This is a genomic window from Acinetobacter sp. ANC 3929 (assembly GCF_000369405.1).
GTDB lineage: Bacteria > Pseudomonadota > Gammaproteobacteria > Pseudomonadales > Moraxellaceae > Acinetobacter.
The window spans coordinates 1-19,732 of record NZ_KB849998.1 but is presented as its reverse complement, the minus strand read 5'-3'; the positions used below and the strand labels follow the sequence as shown (position 1 = coordinate 19,732).

At 41.9% G+C, this 19,732-nt stretch carries 17 protein-coding genes; 6 read left to right on the top strand and 11 right to left on the bottom strand.

Annotated features, from left to right (window positions below):
• The first annotated feature begins 9 nt into the window (after nt 1-9).
• The 4 genes from F909_RS16190 to F909_RS16205 are packed head-to-tail and all read left to right on the top strand — an operon-like array spanning nt 10 to nt 3,591.
• Nucleotides 10-834, top strand: coding sequence for an acetyl-CoA carboxylase carboxyltransferase subunit alpha (locus tag F909_RS16190; protein WP_005146510.1), 825 nt, complete (start codon nt 10-12; stop codon nt 832-834).
• A complete protein-coding gene (gene tilS, locus F909_RS16195; protein ID WP_081401898.1) occupies nt 771-2,162 on the top strand; it encodes a tRNA lysidine(34) synthetase TilS in 1,392 nt (463 codons plus the stop codon). The genes F909_RS16190 and tilS overlap by 64 nt, the downstream gene beginning before the upstream one ends.
• A gap of 3 nt (nt 2,163-2,165) precedes the next feature.
• A complete protein-coding gene (proC, locus tag F909_RS16200; RefSeq protein ID WP_005146506.1) occupies nt 2,166-3,005 on the top strand; it encodes a pyrroline-5-carboxylate reductase in 840 nt (279 codons plus the stop codon).
• A 16-nt stretch (nt 3,006-3,021) separates the two neighbouring features.
• Nucleotides 3,022-3,591 (top strand): YggT family protein, encoded by a 570-nt coding sequence (locus tag F909_RS16205; RefSeq protein WP_005146504.1) that lies wholly within the window; start codon nt 3,022-3,024, stop codon nt 3,589-3,591.
• 41 nt (nt 3,592-3,632) lie between these two features.
• Here F909_RS16205 and F909_RS16210 read toward each other — a convergent pair whose 3' ends face one another.
• The gene (locus tag F909_RS16210; protein ID WP_005146502.1) at nt 3,633-4,763 is read right to left on the bottom strand and encodes an acyltransferase family protein; all 1,131 of its coding nucleotides are present in this window, start codon (nt 4,761-4,763) and stop codon (nt 3,633-3,635) included.
• A 126-nt stretch (nt 4,764-4,889) separates the two neighbouring features.
• The gene (polA, locus tag F909_RS16215; protein WP_005146500.1) at nt 4,890-7,655 is read right to left on the bottom strand and encodes a DNA polymerase I; all 2,766 of its coding nucleotides are present in this window, start codon (nt 7,653-7,655) and stop codon (nt 4,890-4,892) included.
• Between the two features lie 188 nt (nt 7,656-7,843).
• On the opposite strand from polA, the gene F909_RS16220 reads away from it, so the two are divergent.
• A complete protein-coding gene (locus F909_RS16220; RefSeq protein ID WP_005146494.1) occupies nt 7,844-10,708 on the top strand; it encodes a DUF2339 domain-containing protein in 2,865 nt (954 codons plus the stop codon).
• Here the strand turns inward: F909_RS16220 and F909_RS16225 are convergent, their stop codons facing one another.
• Both F909_RS16225 and F909_RS16230 read right to left on the bottom strand, forming a co-directional pair.
• Nucleotides 10,709-11,626: a mechanosensitive ion channel family protein gene (locus F909_RS16225; protein ID WP_005146493.1), complete on the bottom strand. Its 918-nt coding sequence runs from the start codon at nt 11,624-11,626 to the stop codon at nt 10,709-10,711. It lies immediately after the preceding gene.
• Between the two features lie 9 nt (nt 11,627-11,635).
• Nucleotides 11,636-12,457: a hypothetical protein gene (locus tag F909_RS16230; protein ID WP_005146492.1), complete on the bottom strand. Its 822-nt coding sequence runs from the start codon at nt 12,455-12,457 to the stop codon at nt 11,636-11,638.
• A 93-nt stretch (nt 12,458-12,550) separates the two neighbouring features.
• Between F909_RS16230 and gspE the strand changes: the two genes are divergently transcribed.
• The gene (gene gspE / locus F909_RS16235; RefSeq protein WP_005146491.1) at nt 12,551-14,041 is read left to right on the top strand and encodes a type II secretion system ATPase GspE; all 1,491 of its coding nucleotides are present in this window, start codon (nt 12,551-12,553) and stop codon (nt 14,039-14,041) included.
• A 62-nt stretch (nt 14,042-14,103) separates the two neighbouring features.
• Here the strand turns inward: gspE and F909_RS16240 are convergent, their stop codons facing one another.
• The 7 genes from F909_RS16240 to F909_RS16270 all read right to left on the bottom strand — a co-directional run bounded on the left by F909_RS16240 (nt 14,104) and on the right by F909_RS16270 (nt 19,241).
• Entirely contained in the window at nt 14,104-14,538 is a 435-nt protein-coding gene (locus tag F909_RS16240; RefSeq protein WP_005146490.1) for an organic hydroperoxide resistance protein, read from the bottom strand.
• 87 nt (nt 14,539-14,625) lie between these two features.
• Nucleotides 14,626-15,063: a MarR family winged helix-turn-helix transcriptional regulator gene (locus F909_RS16245; RefSeq protein ID WP_005146488.1), complete on the bottom strand. Its 438-nt coding sequence runs from the start codon at nt 15,061-15,063 to the stop codon at nt 14,626-14,628.
• Nucleotides 15,064-15,201: 138 nt separating this feature from the next.
• Nucleotides 15,202-15,564 carry a DUF4951 domain-containing protein gene (locus F909_RS16250; protein WP_005146486.1) on the bottom strand — a complete coding sequence of 121 codons (363 nt, stop codon included), beginning with the start codon at nt 15,562-15,564 and terminating at the stop codon, nt 15,202-15,204.
• Between the two features lie 210 nt (nt 15,565-15,774).
• Nucleotides 15,775-16,599 carry a carbon-nitrogen hydrolase family protein gene (locus F909_RS16255; RefSeq protein WP_005146483.1) on the bottom strand — a complete coding sequence of 275 codons (825 nt, stop codon included), beginning with the start codon at nt 16,597-16,599 and terminating at the stop codon, nt 15,775-15,777.
• A 28-nt stretch (nt 16,600-16,627) separates the two neighbouring features.
• The gene (gene gigB, locus F909_RS16260) at nt 16,628-17,149 is read right to left on the bottom strand and encodes an anti-anti-sigma factor GigB (RefSeq protein WP_005146481.1); all 522 of its coding nucleotides are present in this window, start codon (nt 17,147-17,149) and stop codon (nt 16,628-16,630) included.
• Nucleotides 17,150-17,251: 102 nt separating this feature from the next.
• Entirely contained in the window at nt 17,252-18,220 is a 969-nt protein-coding gene (gigA, locus tag F909_RS16265) for an RsbU family protein phosphatase GigA (RefSeq protein WP_005146478.1), read from the bottom strand.
• A gap of 130 nt (nt 18,221-18,350) precedes the next feature.
• Nucleotides 18,351-19,241: an MlaA family lipoprotein gene (locus F909_RS16270; protein ID WP_005146477.1), complete on the bottom strand. Its 891-nt coding sequence runs from the start codon at nt 19,239-19,241 to the stop codon at nt 18,351-18,353.
• Nucleotides 19,242-19,732 lie beyond the last annotated feature (491 nt).

Here is a 19,732-nt window from a genome sequence, read left to right as displayed (position 1 = left end):
TCTTGACTTATGAAAAATAAAGCAACTCAGTCCAAGGCTTGGGCTACGGTTCAAATTGCACGACACCCTGAGCGTCCGCAATTTCTAGATTATGTCAGTGAAATTTTTACTGAATTTGATGCACTTCATGGCGACCGTTTATTTGGTGATGACGGCGCTATGATTGGCGGTTTGGCACGTTTTGACGGACAACCGGTAATGGTGGTTGGTCAACATCGTGGTCGCAGCACACGTGAAAAGTTGCAGCATAACTTTGGGATGTGTAATCCAGAAGGGTATCGTAAATCACAACGTTTGCTTGATATGGCGGAACGTTTTAATTTACCTGTGTTTACCTTTGTTGATACGATGGGAGCATACCCAGGTGTTGGGGCAGAAGAACGTGGTCAAGCAGAAGCGATTGCAACCAGTTTGGCACAACTTTCAAGCTTAAAAGTTCCTGTTATTGCAACAATACTTGGTGAAGGTGGTTCAGGGGGCGCACTTGGAATTGGTGTGGCCGATCGTGTGATTATGCTGTCACATAGTATTTATTCCGTGATTTCACCTGAAGGTTGTGCTTCTATTCTGTGGAAGACCGCAGATAAAGCAGCGCAAGCGAGTGAGGCTCTTTCTTTAACTGCAGACAAACTTCAAGCTTTAGGCATTGTTGAATATGTTGTGGATGAAGGTGACGGTGCGCATTTGCAACCTGAAAAAGTCATGCATGATTTAAAAGATGTGTTAAAACAAGCTTTAGATGAATTGCAACCGATGGATGCACAAGAACGATGCGACGCACGTTATCAACGTTTAATGAAGTTTGGCAGCAGCAATTTAGGCATCGCGTCTTAGCACAAACACAGCATTTTTCTGAACAAACCCAATTCTTGATTGGGTGTAGCGGCGGCATGGATTCCATGCTGTTGCTGTTTCTAATGTCTGAACTTTTCCCGACTCAAATACGCGCGATTTATGTAGACCATCAACTTCAAGTGATGAGTGATGAATGGGGGATGTTGGTTCAACAGCAATCTGAACTCCTCAATATTCCTTGTATCTTGCAAAAAGTCTCTGTGGAAACAGGTAATTTAGAGCAGCAGGCGCGTCAAGCGCGTTATCAAGCTTATCAACAACATTTACAATCCAATGAAATTCTAGTTTTAGCACATCATCAGCAGGATCAAGCTGAAACGCTTCTATTAAGATTGTTTTCTGGAGCTGGCGTTCAAGGTTTGGCAGCAATGCAGCAACTTGATATTCGTCAAGACATGACCATTTGGCGACCATTTTTAGATTTAAGTCGTGAGCAAATTGAACAATGGTCGCAGCAAATTGGGTTTAATTATGTGACCGACCCAACCAATCACGATACGTATTATGATCGAGCATGGTGCCGAGAAGAGTTATGGGGGGTCTTACAAAAACGCTTTCCTAAAATGCAGTCTGCTATCGCACGGACCAGTTATTTAATGCGAGATGCCACAGAAATATTGGATGATGTGTTGCAAAAAGATTGGCAACAATGTGCAGTCGATCGTGAACTGGATTTGATCGAGTTGGAGCAACTTTCTAGTGCGCGGCAACGTCAATTATTATCTGCTTGGATGAAGGGTTCGGAGCAATATCGACCGAGCTACGATATGGTGCTGCGTCTTCAAAATGAAGTGATTCTCGCAAAACCAGATGCTCAGGCAACATTACATATCAATCAACATTATTTCGTTCGCTATCAGAAGAAGTTATATCGTTTAACGTATGATGAGTTGTATGCAGAAAAACTAGTTTCCTTTCCGCATACGTTGTCAAAACAGTTTGAGATGGGCGAAATCATCAACGTTGCGGCTGGACAATTTAAAATCGAATCACAAGTGCTTGGTCTTTCCTCACAGCTTTTAGGACGAGAGTTAACGTTGCTCAAACGGCAGGGCGGTGAAAAAATTCATCTTTATGGGCGTATTGGACATTGGCCTCTGAAAAAAGCCATTCAAGAGTTACAGATTTTGCCTTGGTTACGTCATACAATTCAAATATTAGTCGTAGATAATGTTATGCTTGGGGTTTTTAGCCCAAAGGGTTTTTGGTTGGCGCAATCTGACTATATCGAGCAGAGTGGTTGGCAACCAAGTTTAATTTCTGACAGTGATGACTTTTTTCATCCGTCTTTATCATATGATGAGTAGGACATGGCGACAGCATTGAATAAAAATATTTGTTTTATTGGCGGTGGTAACATGGCGCAAGCCTTGATTGGTGGGCTGCTTTCTCGCGGTTTACCGACAACCCGCATTACCGTTTCTGATCCTGTAGAGCAAATTCGTCACATATTAGAAGAAAAAGGAATTCAAACCACAACCGATAATGTTGAAGCAGTTCAACATGCAGATGTGGTGGTGTTGGCAGTAAAACCACAGGTGTTGGCAACGGTATTACAACCATTAAAAGGCTTATTGTCAGATAAACTCGTGATCTCAATTATTGCGGGTGCTGAAATTCAAACAATTTCAGATTTAACTGGGGGTAGTCAACGTGTTGTGCGTGTAATGCCAAATACACCGGCATTGGTTCAAACTGGTGCACATGGGATTTATGCATCAGAAGCAGTTAATGCTCAAGATCGTGAGTTAACCAGTCAAATTTTAGCGGCAACAGGGTTAACCATTTGGGTAGAGAGTGAAGCCCAAATTGATGCAGTAACTGCAGTCTCTGGTTCTGGCCCTGCATACTTTTTTTATTTGATGGAGAGTATGATTCGTGCAGGTAAAAACTTGGGCTTGGATGAGAAAGTCGCGACGGCATTGACTTTGCAGACAGCGTTAGGTGCTGCGCAAATGGCGATTACCAGCTCAAACTCTCCAGCAGAATTACGTAAAAATGTGACATCTCCAAATGGCACCACCCAAGCAGCTTTAGAAGTGTTTGATCGTGCGCAGATTTCACAAAATATTCAAGCAGCGCTTGCAGCAGCTCAGAAGCGTAGCCAAGAGCTTGCGCAAGAGTTGAGTGACAAGACTAAATCGGTTTAAGTAGGATAAGACAATTATGGGTGCAAGTTCTGCGCTAATTTTTGGTGTTTTGATCAATGTTGCAATTTTATTGGTCTTTTTCCGTTTTCTAATGCAATTGGCGGCAGTGAGTCCATACAATCCCGTGGTCCTTTCAACAGTGAAAGCCACTAAGATTGTCGATTTATTTAGTCGCATTTTCCCGACTGTGGGCAAGGGGCGTGTCAATTTAGCGGCTGTTGCTTTGTTAGTGGTGCTGTATTTACTGAAAATGTTCGGCTTGATGTATTTGTCTGGACAGATGCCGCATAGTGCCGTGTATCTGGTGATCACGACATTTGTGACCATGATTCAAGACTTGATTCGTTTCTGTCGTTATTTGATTTTTGCAACGATCATTTTAAGTTGGGTGGTGATGTTTACACAGTCGCGCTCACCTTATATCGAAGTGATTCAGGAACTTGCTGAGCCTTTACTTGCTCCTTTCCGTCGTTTATTACCCAATATGGGGATGATTGATCTCTCTCCAATTTTGGCATTTTTGGCTCTATATGTGGCTGAAATCTTAATGAATGAAGCAGCTAAGGTACTATTAACGGGCCTTTAAGCAAGTTTGATTCAATAAAAAATGGGCGTGATGCCCATTTTTTATTTCTTGATTAAACGTTGTCGTATGACTCGATTTAACGGATTGGAGAAGTAGCGTGCAATGAAAGCACCCACTCCAAGCGCAAGGATGAAATAGATCAATAATAAGACCAGTTTAATATTTCCCTCGGTGATTGCTGGCGTATAAAACAGTTTAAAAAAACCTAAAATAATGAGATGGAATAAATAAATTTCATAACTGTTCTTACCGATGTTTTGTAGCAATTGAAAGCGTTGCTGCAGCATACCTGCCTGTTCATTTGCTACATTTGCAACAATAACGATGGCTGTTGCAAGCGCAAATAGGCTGACTCCCCAGACACAGTTTTCTTTGATCGGTGCAGAAAAATAAATGATAAACATGGTCGCAATCGCAAGGTATTTCAGACCTAACCAGATTTTGGTTTGCAACTTAAATAGCGGTGCAATGAGTGCTGCAATACAGCCAAAGGCAATGCCATCAAAACTAGAAAAGTAATGATATAAGTAGGCGCCACTTTCCTCACCATAATGTAAATATCTAAAATAAGGTGCAAATACAATCAGCGCGAAACAGACAAATAGAAAGTAGGACTTTTTCTTAAATAGCAGTGCTGTGAGAGGGAAAAGTAGATAGAAAACCTCTTCCACAGATAAAGACCATAACACGCCAAGCGCATAGTTGACCCAACCATTCTTGATAATTAGGATGTTCATCCAAAAGGTCAGTGCTGCAAGATTGACGGTTGACTGAGCCACCACAATGCCATTAGGGGCTTGTGTCATAAAGGGTTTTAGATCAAAAGCAGCTAAAAAATTAACCAAACAGATCAGCAAGATCAAGGTGGGCATGATGCGCGCAAATCGTGAGATATAAAAGTCCCGAGTATTGATCTGGTGTAATGCACCCCAGCGTTTGATGGTGTGTGATGTGATGAGATAACCAGAGATCACAAAGAACATGGTGACACCATAGTTACCATTTCGGGCTAAAAGCGTGGTGATGTTTTCACCCAAAACCTGAAAATTGATCGAGGTGTCAAAGAGCTTATAAGGAATATTGAAGTGATGCAGTAAGACTAAGAAAATTGAAATACAGCGTAATGAATCAATAGAGTGAAAGCGGTTAAATTGAACTTGATTAAAGGACATATTGCATTCCTTTCTCCTATGCGAATTAATTTTTATAAGATATTCTTTATTTTCAGTTTTCTTGTAGCGCAGGGGGTTGATCCCCTGTCTGCAAGAAACATTATATTTTTATGAGGTGGGGCTGGCTTAGTGCGCAGCGTCCCAGTTTAGTCCTTGACCGACTTCTACCACAAATGGCACAGAAATTTGCAATACAGATTGCATCACTTCAGCAATTTGTTTTGACAGTTCATCCGCAATCGCAGCATCCGCTTCAAATACAAGTTCATCGTGCACCTGTAATAACAGCTTGGCCTGATCTTTAGGTAGCATTTTATCGACTGCAATCATGGCAAGCTTAATAATATCTGCCGCACTGCCTTGTAAAGGTGCATTGATTGCCGCACGTTCAGCCGCTTGTTTGATCATTTTATTGCTGGCCATAATGTCGGGTGTATATAAACGACGACCTAAAATGGTTTCCACAAAGCCTTGTTCACGTGCAATCTGACGGGTGCGTTCCATATAGTCCAATACGCCTGGATAACGCTGGAAGTAACGTGCGATATAGCTACGTGACTCTTCACGCGTAAAGCCGAGCTGACGTGTTAAGCCAAATTCAGACATCCCATACAGCAGACCAAAGTTAACGGCTTTGGCTTGGCGACGTTGGTCATTGGTCACATCTTCAATATCAATACCTAGTACCTCAGAAGCGGTACGACGGTGTACATCCTGACCTTGTTGGAAGGCATGCACTAACGCATCATCTTGAGAGAAATGTGCCATCAAACGCAATTCGATTTGCGAGTAATCGGCTGCCAATAATATGCGACCTTCAGGTGCGATAAAGGCTTTACGAATTTGACGCCCAATCGGGGTACGGATTGGAATGTTCTGTAGGTTTGGATCGGTTGAAGACAAACGACCTGTTGCAGTCAAGGCCTGATGATAGCTGGTATGCACACGATGTGTCGTGTCATGCGATTGTTCAATCAGGCGATCGGTGTAGGTGTTTTTGAGTTTTGCCAAGCCACGATGTTCCAAGATGACTTCAGCCAACGGATGTTCGATTTTCTCTAAAATACTTTCACTGGTACTGTATTGACCTGTTGCAGTTTTCTTACCACCTTTAAGTCCTAGCTTTTCAAACAGGACTTCACCGACTTGCTTTGGTGAGGCAACATTAAAGGCTTCACCTGCTAGTTCCGCTGCTTGAGTTTCAAGCGTTTGAATGGTTTCTGAGAACTCGACACTGAGTTGATCGAGGAATTGATGGTCGAGCTTAATGCCATCTTCTTCCATGCCCGTGAGGACACGGGCAACCGGCATTTCAATATTATGTAGAATATTGACCAGTTCAGGAGAGCTTTTTAATTTCGCAGCGAGTACCTCATACAAGCGATAAGTGACATGTGCATCTTCAGCGGCATAATGTGCTGCAACTTCAAGCTCAATTTGATTAAAGGTTTTTTGCTTTGCACCTTTACCTGCGATCTGTTCAAAGGTCGTGGTTAAATGACTGAGATAGAGACGAGCAACATCATCCATACCATGTCGCGTCGCAGCAGCATTCAATACATATGACGCGAGCATGGTGTCGAAATACCAGCCTTGAATCGTGATACCGTGATTGGCAAAGATATGCGCATCATATTTTAAATGATGACCAATTTTCTTGACCTGTTCATTTTCAAGAATCGGTTTGATTTGAGCGAGCAGTTGTTCACGATTGAGTTGTTCAGGTGCACCTTCATAATCATGTGCAACAGGGACGTAATAGGCATCGTTGGCATCAAAAGCGACTGAGAAACCGACCAATTCAGCCACTCGATAATCTAAATTGGTGGTTTCTGTATCAATCGCAAAATGATCGGCTTGCTGCATACGTTGCAATAAAGCATCCCAATCTTGCTGGCTCAGCACAGTATGATAGGTGGCTGTGCCCAATTGATCATCTTGACTGGTCAGGCTGGCATGATCTTCAACTACCACTTGCTCAGGTTTTTGCTCAGCTTTGGCAATACTTTGAGAGGTTTGTTGATAAGCTGAACTATTCGGATTATTTGGATGATCGAGCGATTGCAACTGATTACGGAATTCTAATTCAGTATACAGATTACGTAACTGATCTACATTTGGATTGGACAGTTTCAGGTCATGCCAATCTAAGGCGAGATCAAGGTCACAGACAATACTGGCAAGTTGATGGTCAACTTTGATGTTGTCTACATTATCTTTAATATTCTGGCTGAGTTTACCTTTGAGCTGATCGGCATTGGCAATAATATTATCCAATGTACCGTATTCATTTAACAGCTTCGCCGCTGTCTTTGCGCCAACTCCTGGAACGCCCATAATACCGTCAGAAGCATCGCCCATCAGGGTAAGATAATCGATGATTTGATTTGGATGTACACCGAACTTTTCAAAAACACCTGCTTCATCTAAAACACGTTCTTTAAAACTGTCTTCGAGTTTGACATGTTCATTAACCAACTGCGCCATATCTTTGTCACCTGTCGAGATGAGGACATGATGACCTTCTGCCAAGGCACGTTTGGTTAACGTCCCAATGATGTCATCCGCTTCCGCACCAGCGAGATAATATAAAGGAATACCTTGTGCTCTAATCAACGCATGTAGATAAGGAATCTGTTGAGATAATTCCTCAGGCATACTAGGGCGATCACCTTTATAGATCGGCGATAACTTGTGACGAAAGGTTGGCTCGGGGGTATCAAAAATCACAGCCATGTGAGTCGGCTGAGTGCGACGCATCAGTTTTTGGATTGCTGAAATTGCACCACGTATTGCATTGGTATGTAAGCCTGTAGACGTGGTTAATGGTGGTAAAGCGTGAAAAGCACGAAATAAGAAATAAGACCCGTCAACCAAGACAAAAGGTGGCATTGCGCAAATCCTAATTATAAATTAGCTGGTATTTTACGTGAAAAAGCCGTGGCTGTCTTATTTGAACGTGGAAGAGTACGGCTAGCTGTGTCGTTGAAAATTTGCAGTATTTTGTATGTAACATTACCTGCTGAACTAGTGATCAAGTAATATGACTGCAATGAAGCTGTCAGAATTGATATAAGTCTATGTATAAAAAAGACAAACAGGGAATTGTCATTGTTCTAATCGCGCTGACGATATTGCTCGCTTGTGCAATTGCCTTTAAATGGCAAGGGACAATTGTTGCCGCTACAATTGGTTTGACCGTTGTTATTGTGCACATCCTGTCTGAAATTCATCAGCGTTTGCTTCAACTAGAACAAGCAGCACCAAGCTATTTTGCAGTGGGGGCTGGCCTTGGCGTACAAAAAATTGTGATATATGGCGCGGCACTCGTTGCGCTATTTGCCTATGCCAATACATGGATGTGGCTCGCAGGTGGCGCTTTATTGGTATTGCTCTTGTGCCTGATTCAAACGATCAGTGCCTTTCAGACTCGATTATTGCGTTTAGAGCAATATGCCACTCAATCACTAGACTCAGATATTTCAATTCAAGCTCAACAACAGGCTCCAAGTACTGAAGAATCTATTGAATTCGTTGAAACGACAGCTTCAAACGTTTCTTGCTTAGAACAACAACCTGCTTGGATGCAGGCTAAACCTGAATCTTCACAGCATTCAATTGATCCTACCCCTGTACACTTACCCAATTTAACTCAGCTGCAAACACCTGCTTGGTGGCAGCCTGCACTGGACTGGATGATGCACGGCAATCCGATTCTCCGTGTTGCTGTCGCCATATTAATGGTTGGTGTGATTTTATTATTACGTTTTGCCAGTGAGCACTGGCAACTCAGCCTAGGCGTGAAACTGGGTTTTATTGCGATTGCAGGCGTTATCACCACGGTCGCAGGATATTTATTACAAAAGAAAAATCAATTATTTGCAGTCGCTCTACAAGGTGTAGGGCTGGCGGTGGTCTTCTTAACCTTGATTTTTTCACATCATTTTGCAGTGATTGCCAGTTTGAGCACCGCCAGTATGCTGTTTGTCATTTTATTATTGGCGACGGTTTATCTAAGCTTAAAGCAACGGGCCTTGTATTTGGCTATGCTGGCATTGAGCATGGCCTATCTAGCTCCACTGGTGATTCCACAAAATCATCCTGATGTGATTTTCTTGTTTGGTTATTACTTTGTGATTAACTTGGCCGTGGCAGCGTTGAACTTTATTCAACCTTGGAAAATCCTGCATCAAATTGCATTTTTTGCCACCATGTTTATTGGTGGTTCGACCATTGGGATTTACGCAAAAACATCACAGTTTGATACCTTGGATATGATCCTGTGGTTGCATATGGCTTTATTCATCTGGCTCAGTATTCGTTATAGCCAGTTGATGTTGCGTGCTCAGAATGAGCAGCAGCAAATAGATCAGAAGTCAGCTCGTTTACAGCCTATTTTAGATGTCGGGCTGATCTTTAGTGTGCCGGTGCTAGGCTTTTCCTTACATGCTTATTTGATGCATAACTCGACCACAGCACTCACTTGGGGCGCGGTTGCTCTCGCGATTGTTTATATCAGTCTCAATATTTGGATTAAGCGTCAGCATCCACAACTTTCAATTTTAGCCAAAAGTTTCTTTATCCTTGCGGTGGTGTTTGTCGCATTAATTTTCCCATTGGCCAAAGGTGCACATTGGACCTCAACGGGTTGGGTGATTCAGGGAACTGCATTAATTGTTTGGGGTGTTACTGAGCGATACCGTTTAAGTCGATATATTGGCGTCGCCTTGGTCTTACTTAGTTCGGTGGCCTTACTTTTCCAAGTCTGGTCAAACGATCATTTCCCAATTCTTAGTACTCTGATTTATGCCTTGGCTCAATTTATTTCTGCCTTCTATTTATTGCACTATCAAGCGGTTGAGAAATATTTCAGTGCGCGGATGTTAAGCGGCGTATTTTTAGCACTTGGGCTATATTCAGGAGCGATTGCAGGTGTTGAATTCATGCAGTGGCAACAACATGGGCTGAGTCCTTATCTGGCAATTGCTGCAATACTACTGGCGTTGTTTAGTCTAGCAGTGCATGTGAAATCACGATTGCAGTGGGGTAATGTACAACTCATCTTATTGGGTAGTTTGTTAGCTTTACTTTATGGCGAAAGTTTTGCGCAAAATGTTTATGTGGTTTGGCATTGGTCAAGCAGTTTAAATCAAGTGACATTTGCAGTGGCATCTATTGTGATTACTTTGATACTGATCAGTTTGAGTGCTCACACATCTAAAGCATTTGTTATGCCGTGGTCTACGTTGCTTTGGCTCAGCCTCGCCAGTATTGGTTTGGCTATTTTTCCAATCATGCCAATTGCAGCACTTGCGATTATTCCCGCGATTTATAGTATTTGGCGATTCATATCGCATAAAACCGAATTGCTGCATCAGTTACCGATCTGGTGTTTAACGCTATTTTGGTTGCTATTGGTCAGTCTTGATCCGTATTCTGCGCAGCAATATTATTTTCTACCGCTGCTTAATCTGACTGATCTTCTGTCTTTAGTGATGTTCTTTGGTCTGATTTGGATCATTTATCATCATGACTTTAGTGCTGAGCGTTCGATGGAATGGGGTTTTAAAGTGACAACTATTTTAATTGGCCTGTTGGTACTGAGTAGTGTGGTGGTCCGTGCCATGCATCATTATCTGGGCACACCATTTTGGAGCACCGCAATTTGGTCGAATGGGGATGTACAACTCAGTTTGACGCTCTTGTGGGTGATCTTGGCCTTCGTTCTAATGACCTTTTCCAGCCGTCGCTACATCCGACAAATCTGGTTTGTCGGTGCAGCGTTGTTAGGCATCGTGGTGGCGAAACTGTTGTTATTGGATTTATCGCAAAGTGGCACTTTAACCCGTGTGATTTCTTTTATTGGCTCGGGAGCGGTGATGCTGGTGATTGCTTATCTAGCACCGTTGCCACCTGCGTTAAGTGAACCCAAGAAAGAAAGTTAATTATCTTTCTTTCTCATCTCTTTTCAGTTCTTTTTGATTGGCGTATTGATCGATTTCATCATTTTCTAATGGTAGAGGTCGATCAATCAGACCCATCTTCGGTACAGGAATTTCGATCTCATTTTCTAGGAAGCCGTTACGAATACGTTCCTGCATTTCATCGCGAACTTTGAGTGAGTTTTCCTGACGGCACCACACCGCAAATAACAGCTCAATGGAAGACTCTCTAAACGCTGTAACAGTGACCGTCGCTTTTGGATCATCCATGACCAATGGATACTTGGCAGCAACATCCAATAAGACCTGTCGAACTTTGTGAATGTCTTCATGGAAGTTAATCGCCAGTGTAATTGGAATACGTCGTATTGGATACTTAGATAGATTCATTACGGGTGTTCGGATCAACTGCTCATTTGGCAAGCGAATATAGACATTGTCCAGTGTCAGAAGCTTAACGGAGAGTAGATCAATTGAGATCACTTCACCTTCAATGGTTTGACCGCGAATCAAGGTGATCTGAATGGTATCACCAACTTCAAAAGAGCCTTCACCAATCAAAAATAAACCACTGATTAAGTTACTGGCTGAGGTTTGAGAAGCAAAACCCAGCGCGACGGTTAATATTCCTGCTGCACCCAAAAATACACTGAGTTTAAAACCTGCTTCTCTTAAGCTGGTCATAATGAACAACAGGAAGATGAAGTAAAAAATACCTCGACGCCATAACAGGCGTTGATGGGCATTAAAGCGACTACCAATGGTACGGATAAAGGTGTTTGAGACTAGACGTGCAATCACGAAGCCGATAAAACACAAAATAATGGCGACGACGATTTCGCTAAGCCGCTCAAAGTTAATATTGGTGAAAAAACTGGTGAGACTGCCAGCCACATCTTTTGGAATATTTGAATTAGGCATCGCAACCCCTTAAAAAAATGAATCAAACATATTGAATAAAGTACTACCTGGTGCACGAGGGGGATGCACATAGGTGACTTCACCCGCTTGGGTCGGGGTTTTATTTTCAATACGAATTCGCGCTGGATGATCAGTACCTTCATAATAGACCTTAATTTGCGAGGTCCATAAGCGTCCTGTACTTTCACTATAAAATAATGGTAGGGCAGGTACAGGTACATTCATACGATCAAAGCGCAATTGATGATGACTGGTGTTGTGAAACTCAATTGGGGTCACCGCACGGAAAGCACGCGGTTTAAGCAGATTTAAATCGATACGACCATCCACAGAGGTGGCGTAGCAGATTTCACCATTTTGTGGGTCTTTGCCAAACCAAGTGTCTTTCGGTTGAATCACAGGAATATCAAATAGAGGTTCAGAAAGGCCGTCCACCAGACCTGCAATCCACAAGGGAGTACTGATATATAAAGTGCCGCGCTGACCCGCTGGAATATAAATCGGATCCACAGGACGAATCACCACTGAACGATCAGCCAGACGCGGCATTAAATGAAACGTACTATTGGTTTTATGAAACATGTAGCGTTCAATTTTTGCTGGAGGTGGCATGGCAAATTCAATATCGTTCAATATTCGCCACTGTTGTTCGTAGTCATACTGAAACTGAGGACGATGATATTCCAAACGCCATTCTTTGATGCCGCGGGTCAGACGAAAGAGCAATGAACCGAATTGCCAAGCTTTGGCCTGTTGAAGTTCGAATTGTTGTTCACCCCACCATTTCAAAGTATTGGAAGGCGGTACTTCAAATTGATTATTTTGAGACAAGATGCAAAATTCCTGTGTGAGTATGCTAAACAGACTTCACGCTGTAATCTGCTTAGAGTACACTCAATACTTTCTCTTATCATTATTTGTGTGATGCAAATACTTAAACAAATACAAATTCCTTATAGTTTTGCGAAACGACATGGCGTTTTATTGCGCTATGAAGGTGATCAAATTTTTATTGTACGACGCAAGGACACCGCGCGTATTGCTTTGCAGGAAGCTCGTCGAATTCTGGGGAAATCTGCTCACGATCAATTGTGTACCGATCAAGAGTTTCATGCCTTACTCAGTTCTAGCTATGCAGGGGATACAGGCGAGTCGCAACAAGTTGCGGCAGGCTTGGAAGATCATCCAGATTTATTGAGTTTGGCGGATCAGGTACCTGAAGCTGAAGATTTGATGGATCAGGAAGATGATGCACCGATTGTTCGTTTAATCAATGCCTTGTTGTCTGAAGCGATTCGTGTCAGTGCCTCCGATATTCATATTGAAGCTTTTGAGAAAAAGCTTTCTGTACGATTACGTGTCGACGGGCAGTTGCGTGAAATTGTACAGCCACGTCGTGAGCTTGCGCCGTTGCTGGTATCGCGTATCAAGGTCATGGCGAGACTGGATATTGCTGAAAAGCGTGTACCACAAGATGGTCGTATTTCATTACGTCTTGCGGGGCGTGAAGTTGATGTGCGTGTCTCGACCTTACCCTCTTCGCATGGTGAGCGCGTGGTCATGCGTTTGCTGGATAAGCAAGCTGGCCGTTTAAACATGACACATCTCGGTTTAATGCAAAATGACTATGATCGTTTGACGCAATTGGTCCATCGACCACATGGCATTATCTTGGTGACAGGCCCAACAGGTTCGGGTAAAACTACCACCTTGTATGCCGCATTGTCTGATCTGAATGACCATACCCGTAATATTTTGACTGCCGAAGATCCGATTGAGTATCAATTGGAGGGGATTGGGCAAACTCAAGTAAATACCAAAGTGGATATGACCTTTGCACGTGCATTAAAAGCAATGTTGCGTCAAGACCCAGATGTGGTGATGGTGGGTGAGATTCGTGACTTAGAAACTGCGGAAATTGCAGTACAAGCCTCTTTGACGGGTCACTTGGTACTTTCCACACTGCACACCAATACCGCGATTGGGGCGGTAACGCGATTAAAGGATATGGGAATAGAGCCTTTCTTATTGGCGAGCTCCTTGATTGGTGTGATTGCGCAGCGTCTAGTTCGTACCTTATGTCCGCATTGTGTGACTTGGCGTAAAGCTGACGACTTTGAGCGTCAAGTCTTTCAACATTTAAAAGTAGATGAATATATAGAATTGCCGCAACCACATGGTTGTGAAAAATGTTCACACGTCGGTTTTAGTGGACGTACGGCAATTTATGAAATCGTGCCAGTGGATGAGTCGATGCGCCGTTTGATTCATGGGAATGCGGCTGAATTTGAGTTGGAAAATCATGCGCGTCGTTACGCAGCGTCGATTCGTGATGATGGTCTATTGAAGGTCTTAGCTGGAAAAACCACATTGGAAGAAGTGCTTCGTGTGACCAATGAAGCTGCAGAAGAGTAAGCTTTTATCTTTAAATAAAAAACAGCATGGTCAAACCATGCTGTTTTTTTTGAGCGAGAGGATTATGCAGTGGTCACGATATTGAAAGTCACATCGATATTGTTACGCGTCGCATTTGAATAAGGACACACAATATGTGCAGCAGCAACCAATTGTTCTGCTTCCGCTTGTTCCATTCCAACTAAATAAACATTCAGGGTTACTTCGATACCAAAGCCATTCGGAATCGGACCAATACCGACTTCACCTTCAACATAGGCATCTTTCGTAATCTTGAATTTATCGCGGTTTGCAACAAACTTCATTGCACCTAAGAAACATGCGGAATAACCCGCTGCAAACAGTTGTTCTGGGTTGGTCACTGCACCGCCAGCACCGCCCATTTCTTTTGGTACACCTAACTGAACATCTAAAACACCGTCAGAAGACGTTGCACGACCATCACGACCGCCAGTTGCTTTTGCTTTAGCACGATAAACCACTTGTTCTAGAGACATGATTATTATTCCTAAATATTATTGAACGCAATTAAATCGTACACGATATAAATAAAAATACAAGTTGTTGTTGTGTAAATTTTAAGCTTATTTGTTTAGGTTGCTACGGAGTTCGGAAAGCTGATCTTTTAATGCCAATAATGTCGTCGCTGAGCACGATGCAGCTTGAGCCAATTGATTTGGAATATCAGTGGCTTGTAATTGTAAAGCTTGGCCTTGTGCGGTCAGAGTAATAATCACTTGTCGTTCATCTTTACTTGAGCGTTTGCGAGTAATTAGGCTTGCTACTTCAAGCTTTTTAAGTAATGGCGTGAGTGTAGATGACTCTAGAAATAACCGTTCACCGATGTCTGAAACCGTCAGCTGATCTTTTTCCCATAACACTAACATCACGAGATATTGTGGATAGGTCAGGCCAAGTGGCGCAAGTAATTGACGGTAAACTTGATTCAAGGCAAGATTGGTCGAATAAATCAGAAAACATAACTGATTATCTAATAACAGTTGCGGATGTTCTTCGCCCATGCCGTCCTCAAATGGTAATTGAATAGGATCAGTATATCTTGCTCTGATCGATTACCTAAACAGTTTACGCATCAATTCAAATGAAAAAAGCATAAGTTACAAAAACCTATGCTTTCTATAGATAACTTAAATTGGAAATTACCAAAGCTCAGCAATTTTTTTCATTAATCTTGCCCGATAGCGTGCGGTAGGATTGCTGAGATTATTTTGTGCTTCAAGTTCAAAATGTTGCTGCCACGCTTTAATCATTTCTAGGGTTGTGCCTTTTTGCTTAATCACGGCAACATCTTCACGTTGGATATTGTCTAGTCTCTGCCTTGCACCTTCAGCACCCGTTCCCCAGCCGATGATCCATTGTCCGAAAGCATTGAGCGATAAGTTTTGCGGCGTAGACAAAACGCGAGATGATTGAGTGGATTCATCACCATCTACATCCACTGATGTTGCGTGAAGTTGTGCAGCTGTCCCCAAAAAAAAGAAAATAACAATAAATCTAAACATGTATAAAACTTAATAAGAATTAACGGATGATGTTACATCATGCATAGCCCAAAGTTAGCTGACTTTGTTCTACTATGATCAATAATTTGTATTAAATCATGATTCTATATATTAGACATTTATAAAAGTTGATCATTACAGTCAGATTGATCTTGGGTGTTTGTATTTTGTACAGTAGAACCTTTAATTGTTCTAAGGATAAAGTGGAGATTAATAGGCGATAATTTTACGATGCTGCATTAGCGGCATCGCAAGACGAAGCTTGTTTTGTGCTTCTAGGTCAAATTCTGTGCTAATTAAACCGTGTCCATCTGTATCGATACTTTGCAGCAGTTGTCCACGGCTATCAGTAATACCTGCATGTCCCCAGGTTTGACGCTGTTCGCCGTGCCAGCCTTGCTGTGCGGCACCTAAGACATAACATTGGCTGTCCATGGCGCGTGCTTGTAGTAACAATTGCCAGTGAAGCTGACCAGTGGTGTAAGTAAAGGCCGCAGGAGCTGTTAGAAGATCTGCACCTTTTTGACGTAATCTTAAGGCAAGTTCAGGGAAGCGTAAGTCATAGCAAACCATCAGGCCGATATTGCCAAAAGGTGTTTTTGCAACCACCACTTGATCGCCAGGCTCAAAGAATTTAGATTCTTGATAACCGCCTACAGCATCACCGACTTGAACATCAAACAAATGAATTTTGTCATAACGTGCTTCAGTCCCTTCAGGACTAATACATAAGCTGACAGTGCGAACACGGCCATCTTGAATGATTGAGCCATCTGGACGGAAAGGGCATGGGAGTGTACCTGCAACAATCCAGATTTGATAACGGTGTGCCAATTGTTCTAAACGCGCTTGAATGACTTCGAATTGTGCTGCGGTTTCACGCTGCTTACCTGCAGCAAAGCAAACAAAATTCTCAGGAAAAACGATCAGCTCAGCACCTTGACTCTTACTTTGTTGAAGTAATGATTCGATGACATCGAAGTTTGCTTCAATGTCATTTTGAGAATTCATCTGTGCAACAGAAAGTAAGGTCATAGGGAGATCACGATACTGAGTTTAACGATCAAGCATTTTGTTTTTGTACGTCGAGATTTAAGCATTCTTGCTCTTTTTGCAATTGCTTAACCAGTGGTTCAAACATATTTTGGTTGTTTTCGTTCAAGTGCATCAGTGTTTTGTGTGCGTCGAGCACAGTGTTGAGCATTGCGCTATGCGTCACTTGCTCTTCTGTAAGCTCCAAAGTACATACACTTGGATCGCCACAGTAGTTTAAAATCACAAACACTTGTCCGAGCCCCATGCTATTGGCCAAGGTCGTAATGTCTGGATTTGTCGAGAGCATAACAGCTTGTATGTGATGAACTTGCTTAAGCTTTAAACCTAGTTTTGCCAGTATGCCTAAAACAGTACTGTCAATAAACGTGGTTTCAGTTAAATCAACGATTGCGCCAACAACATTCTGCTGTTGTTCAATTCGATTGAGTAGTTTGTCTAGACTTATACAAGAGTGAGCACGCACTTCGCCAATAAGCTTGAAAATATGCGTTCCGTTCAAACTTGCATATTCAACATGACCTGTTGACATATAAATGCCATTTTCAGAGAAAGGATATCAAATTATCCCATAGTGATATTGTAGACACAAGTGGTTGAGAGGTGAGATTTAATTAAGATATTGAATTTAATGTTAATTCATTCGACATATGCTTAAGATTGCAATGTCATCAGCTACATGTTCAGGGGCTTTGAATGAGTCATTTTTAAGATGTTCGACCAATTGATTGAACTGATCATTGAGGCCGCCATCGAAGGGCTCCAAGGCACCATCTGAACATAAAATAAACCGTGCATGGCGACTTAATTTACAATGATGTTCTTCGACTTCAAGCTCCTCAGTCAAGCCCAGTGGGAAGCTACTTGTGGTTAATATCTGGGGCGGTTGATTCGGTTCAAAAATAATAGGGGGAGGGTAATGTCCTGCACTTGACCAACGCACTTCATGGGTAACTAAGTTTAAGATGCCAGCAACCATGGTAATGTGTTTTTCAATATTCTCTTGGACCAACATCGCATTAAGCTTTTGAATCAATTGGCTTGGTGTTTTTGAGCGACCATGAAAGGCTGCCATCCAAGATGTCAATAAGCTACTGGTGACACCATGTCCCGATACATCTGCAAGATAAAACAAAACCTCTTCATCATTTAAGCGCCAATAATCATACCAATCGCCAGACAAGTAAGCGGACGGCTGAAAAAGGGATTCAAACTGATAGTTTGGTAATTCAATTGGGTTTGGCAAAAGACGTTTTTGCAATTCGGCAGCAGAGGGTAAATCTCGACTATCTTGATTACGTTTGTATTGAGCATCTATTTTAAACAAAGAATGAATCGGATTTTTTGGCAAACTATCCCAAATCCAACCTGCTAATGCACCTTGTTCCCATGCTTGCGCTAACGCTGTACCCTCATCTTCAAATGCAAGCACAATTGTTGGAAGTTTCCACTGATACTTTAAAAAGTCTTGTACATCAGCAATCGCAATGATGGTTTGATCATACAAATCCAAATCATCAATTTGAATGATCTGCAAACTCGGTAACTCAGTTAAAGCTTGATCTAAACAAGGTACGGAACGCGTGGGTTGTATGAAATACATAGATGAATAGTCAATCCTTTGTATGATCACTTAAAATTCATCATAGATGAAACATGACCTTATACATAGTATTGCCAGAGTTTAAATTCTCTGGCAATACATTAGTTTGTAAAACATTATTTTAGCTTAATCATTTATCGTCAGAAGAAGCATCGTCAACGTCATCCGCATCACCAATGAAAGATACATCATTCGTATCACCGCGTTTCTCTGCAATTTGGAAGGATTTACGTTGCAAATAAAAATCGCGAATCATTGAATATTTATCGCCTTTTAAGCTTTCTTCAATATCAAGGATCTGAGAGCGCGCATCAATGGCTTGCAATACATTAGTAGACCAGTAAATCCCATCTTGATCTTCTAATAAGTATTTTTGTGGGCGACCGAAACTATCTGCTGCCAAACCAAAGCCATCACGGAAAGTACTCGGCCCAAAAAATGGCAACATGACGTAAGGGCCAGATGGAACACCATAATAGCCGAGTGTTACACCAAAGCTTTCTTCTTCAGTGGTTAAACCTAAACGACGTGCGGGATCAGCAAAACCTAAAGTTGTTAAGGTATTCAGGGTGAAACGACCTAAACTTTTTGCAGCGCGTGAAGGTCGGCCTTGAATTAACTGATTTACTGCATTCCATGGCTCACCTAAGTTTTTACGAAACTGGCGATATGGACTACGTACCGGTTCTGGCACTTTGGCAACATATTGAATCGCAACTGGCTTTAATAGGTTACGGTCTAACATGTCGTTGAATGCATAAATTTGTCGATTCAGGGGTTGTAATGGATCTTTCACTGAATCTGGTTGCGCTGCATTGGCATTTACTTTTAAATCGTTTTTGGTGAGATGTTTTAAATCTTTAATTGCTTGAATGGTTGATGTCTTTTGTTCAGCAGTGACTTGAGTTGCTACAGCATTCGCTCGATTGGCTGAATCACTGGCAGGGGCCTCTTGTGCGAATACTGATGAACATGCTCCAGCAGTTAACAACCCAAGCAAGATAAAATTGGAGTAATGCATATAAGTCCTTAATCGCTGTGAGAGCGAAATAATACAACCATTAAAATGAGTGCGTCACTGAACGCTAGACATAAAGATAAGACATACAGTTTAGTTCTTCTCTTATTATTAAAACAAATTCGGTCGAAAAATATAAGAAAAATTGTGAATTTGGTTTAAAAATGTTCACTCAAGTAAAAAGATTAAAAAATGGGGTTGTGTCTGATGTGAAATGCTGTAGAATGCACATCCATCGGCGGTGATGCAGATAAAAACTTGTTGAGAAACAAGGATTTGGCTTAAGGGTTAAATTTTTGGGTTTGAGAATAAGTTTTAAAAATATCTAAATTACCTGTTGACTTTAAAGAAATTTAGAGTAATATAGCCGACCTAGCTTGATGATGACGAATCATCGAGAAGATCATTAAGAGAATAGAAGAACAACTTGTGTGGATTTTTACTGGTTGATCAATCGAAAATATTTCATTGATTGAATGGTAAGAATTTCTCGA